Source organism: Leptospira neocaledonica (assembly GCF_002812205.1).
GTDB classification, from domain to species: Bacteria; Spirochaetota; Leptospiria; order Leptospirales; family Leptospiraceae; genus Leptospira_B; species Leptospira_B neocaledonica.
In genome coordinates, this window is sequence record NZ_NPEA01000019.1 from 1 (window position 1) to 4,011 (window position 4,011).

A 4,011-nucleotide genomic window follows, 5' to 3' on the forward strand; every position below is an offset into this window, starting at 1 on the left:
TTTTGGACGACTCCCGGCTTCGCCAGGACCGCGCTCTACGCTTCAATCAGCGAAGCACCATTATATTTCTTTTATTTACTGTTCCTCTCTCTCATCATGGTGCATCGCCGGATTTCCGCTACGATCGCTGTCGCATTATAAATCTATGTCTTTCTGATTTTTTGGAACCTTCTTTTAAGGTTTTACGCAGAGCATCTCCCAAGACGCTCCTCCGTTCACGCTCCAGTTTTGAAGGGACTAATTCATCCCAAAAATCCAAACTTCTCAATAAAGTTTCTATCCAATTTTATTTTCTTCTTTTCTATAATTTTTCGACTTTTATCATATTTTAAAAGATCACCATCGACAATACCATTGAACATCGTATATGTTTCCAATAGCCGTCTGCGCCTATTATAGAAATGAACCAAACCGTTTTCCCGGCCGTTAGACCTGATCCATAATACAACGCTCGTTTTCCATTCAAAATAGAAACATCTTCCCATTTTCGAAAAATTAAATTAAACTGAGCTGTGATAGGAATTTCACTGGGCCTCACTTCTGGTGGAAGCTTTTCCGACTCAGCATTAGTTTTGAAATAAAAAATGGTTCTTTCATAAAATTCTCCATCCCTATATCTAGTCGTCTGAACTCCACCTGTTACATCCTTGCGCACACTCGAATATTTAGATAAATAGTTATCTTCGCTTGGTTCTTCTTTAGAATTAAGCCCGAAAATACAAACGAAGAAAAGGATATCGATTATAATTATTTTGTTAAAAACCTTCATAAATAGTCGGATCTCCCATTCGAACCTCTCTCAAATCTCCATGGCAAAATGCCTTTGCTGAACGTTTCATCGGATCTATAAGGCGAATTCTTATGAACCACGTAATCGTTTTCGGAGAACATCACGCTCGGTCTCTAATCCGAGATTTTATCCATTTTTATAATAATTTTCGACCCCACCAAGGTCTCGGCGGGCAATCTCCTCTTGGAAGAACCGTTTCCAATCGCGATTCTCCAAATTCTCGCCTCCGTTCACACCCAGTCTTAAACGGTTTGTCCCATTTTTATGACTGGGAAAAGGACGCCGCATGACGTTTGCTTAGCTATCCCATTTGGCAGGGGACAACAAACAGGACACACAAATTTGTTAATCAAGAAATCCAAATCTTTCAATAAAGTTCCGATCATGCTTAGCTTCTCCCTTAAAAATAATTTTTCCAGTTTTATCATATTTACAGGCTTCACCATCAACTATTCCATTTCGCATTGTGAAAGTGGTCAATAATTGGCCTCTTCTGTTATAAAAATAGGCAAGCCCATTTTCCTGGCCATTGTGGTATATTACTTTCTTTTTAATTTTCTTATTCGGCCAATAAATCACCATCTCGCCCTCATACTTTCCATCTATAACTTCAATATAACCGGCACTTTTCCCCGACCCATAATATAACAATCGCTTGCCATTCTTTATTCCAAGGTCTTCCCATTTTCTAAATGTGAAATTAAAGTGAGCAGCTTCGGAAATGGTTTTCGGCTTAATTTCGGGGGGTAATTTTTCCGATTCTTGCCTAGTTTTAAAGTAAAATATCCACCTCTCATCAAATTCTCCATCTTGATATCGAGTTGTTTGGACACCACCAGATACATTTTTGCGCATGTTAGTATACTTCGGTAGATAATTATCTTCACTAGGCTCCTCCTTTCCTTGCAATCCAGATGCAAAGGAAATCGAGAGGAGTATTAAGACTATTGTATGACTCCGACTAAAACCCTTCATAAATCGTTGGTGTCTCCATTTTATTTTTCTGATTCAATGCTTTAAGATATTCAAAATACTTTTCTGCTGTCATATCTTTGATTATACCCATAGCTGCTCCTTTAAGTCCAGATTTATCTCCGGGGACATTAACATTACCGTCATCGTTAGCTTGCAAATACTTGAATAATCTGTAAGACTCAGCAAAATCTTTAGTTTTATTTAGCAAAGAACGTGTTGCTTCGTAATTTTGCAAATAGGCTGAATCGCCCGAAAAATCACCTAAGCCATTTAGATGACTTCTGATTTCATAGAAAAGAGAATCTGAGGTAGCAAGTTTTTTCATATCAATACCAATTTCTAAACCATCTAGATTTCTCATTTTACGCTTAAGATCACTTATGCTATCGAGATAACCGTTATTAACGCTAATTTTATAATCCTCTAAATCATATGCAGATTTTGAGAATACTCCAAAAGGATCGTCCTGCGAGCGCAGTGTCTCGATTTGGGTTTCAATATCATTTATTTTTGCCTTTCGTTCTTCGTTCATCAATGACATAGAGCTTCGATACAAATCTTTTGTTTCATCAATTAAAGGACGATACAAATCAGCCACTGAGTTGACTTTATCTAAGTGGTCTTTCATGGCCTGTCCAATTTTGAATACCGACGCAGCCTTTTGTACAAAATCGGGTGTTAAAGATAATAAAGCATCTTTAGTCTTTTCTGCAACCCAGTCCCAAACTGCTGTATTTGGATCTTCCCAAAAGGATGGTTTCCCGGCCGGAACCAAGTCCGAATGAATCTTATCCAATACCGCATCAAGCTTACTTTTAGTTTCAGTGCGCCCCATTAGTTGAAAATCTGGGGCTGAATCCTTCTTAATTAACGAATCGCCTTGCCCTTCCACCCAAACATAGCCCTCAGAATCCATATATTCGCCTTGACTAATTGGGATTAAATACCCCGCTTCTACATCATGCAAATTCGGATTATCATCGGGCAATCGGAACACAACATCACCATTCTCATTTACATAAGCAAATTCACCAAATGCGTTACCCGCTAATTGATTAAAGTAGATCTTGGCTTGCGTTCCAAGATCACCTAGAAATTTTCCCTCAGAGGAGCCTGAATCTACTTTCGCGACTGCTTTAGAATTAGTTATAGCCGCTTGTAAGTCTTTATTAGGTGTATCTCCAGTATAGGCTTCGTCATGAATTAATTTCATCACACTATCCAGTAACTGCTTCGCACCTGCAGCTTGCGCTTCGTTTCCGGAATCAATAGCAAGCTTAGTATTTGAGATCATATCTCCTAACTCTTTCGGAGTTATTCCCATCGCTTGGGATAGCTTCTTCATTGCTTCACTATTATTTAATATATTTGGATCTGAGGCTACTTCTGCATATTTCTTATAGATCTCATCATCCGCTTTCTTTTTAACTGCATCCGCTACATTCTGGGCATTCATATATGTGAAGTTCTTGGCCCAGTCGCTTTCTACTGTGACAGCACTCCAGGATCCTGTATTCGAATCGTAGGTGACTCCGAGTCCTTGGTTTCCAAGAAGATCTGCTCCCAAGTTTACTGTTCCATCTCCGTTTAAGGTAATGGAACCTCCCACTCCTAACGCATTCTTTCCTCCGCCACAATTGGTTCCATTTACATCACATCCAAAGCCTGCAAAGATCGATGGGGTTTGGTTATGGTCTGTGCTTAGATTGATTCCGAAATTAGATCCGTATTCTTGCCCGGCTCCAATAGATCCACTCGTGTTACCAGAGCTTGTGTTATAGCTGAGATTGTAAAAACCACCCGCACCACCAAGAGTCCCTCCTATATTGAGATCAATGCCTGACCCAGGTGAAAAAGAAACCCCTCCATTCAATTTAGAGCCTCCGATGCTAATTCCTCCTCCCCATCCGGAGGCAGAAGCACCATTCATACCAACATCAATTAGATCACCTAGGCTATTTGCTTTTTGAGGAGGTGTGTAAGAAATGGAACCGGAAAGTCCAAAAGGACCAGTCGCCGCTAACAATAATCCGTTTGCTACACCTGCAAACACTTCATTCATGTTTCCGTGTCGTGAAGCGATAACTCCTTGAGCCACCGCATTTGCAGCAACTATCAACCCTTGCGACGAGCTAAAGTATGCTCCTACTTGGCCAAGGATACTTGCACCTGCTGCTGTTCCTGGACCAGGAATAAATTGTAATGCAATTGCTGTAGCCATAGATAATGCTGTGGATAGCGCCTGT

At 40.1% G+C, this 4,011-nt stretch carries 4 protein-coding genes; 1 reads left to right on the plus strand and 3 read right to left on the minus strand.

Annotated elements, in window-relative coordinates:
* Positions 1-328 precede the first annotated feature (328 nt).
* Complete coding sequence (locus CH365_RS19720) at positions 329-769, minus strand: hypothetical protein (protein ID WP_100770260.1); 441 nt, start codon at positions 767-769, stop codon at positions 329-331.
* Positions 770-786: 17 nt separating this feature from the next.
* Here CH365_RS19720 and CH365_RS20185 point away from each other — a divergent pair, with 17 nt between their 5' ends.
* Entirely contained in the window at positions 787-1,080 is a 294-nt protein-coding gene (locus tag CH365_RS20185) for an integrase core domain-containing protein (RefSeq protein WP_425268576.1), read from the plus strand.
* Between the two features lie 55 nt (positions 1,081-1,135).
* Here CH365_RS20185 and CH365_RS19730 read toward each other — a convergent pair whose 3' ends face one another.
* Both CH365_RS19730 and CH365_RS19735 read right to left on the minus strand, forming a co-directional pair.
* A complete protein-coding gene (locus tag CH365_RS19730; protein ID WP_125226349.1) occupies positions 1,136-1,645 on the minus strand; it encodes a toxin-antitoxin system YwqK family antitoxin in 510 nt (169 codons plus the stop codon).
* A 106-nt stretch (positions 1,646-1,751) separates the two neighbouring features.
* Positions 1,752-4,011: TIGR04388 family protein (locus CH365_RS19735; protein ID WP_125226350.1), on the minus strand; the 2,260-nt coding region annotated here is incomplete at its 5' end.

Excerpts from the sequence above, each read along its gene's own strand:
- CH365_RS19730 (WP_125226349.1), bottom strand. The coding sequence starts at position 1,645 with ATGCGCAAAAATGTATCTGGTGGTGTCCAAACAACTCGATATCAAGAT.
- CH365_RS19720 (WP_100770260.1), bottom strand. The coding sequence starts at position 769 with ATGAAGGTTTTTAACAAAATAATTATAATCGATATCCTTTTCTTCGTT.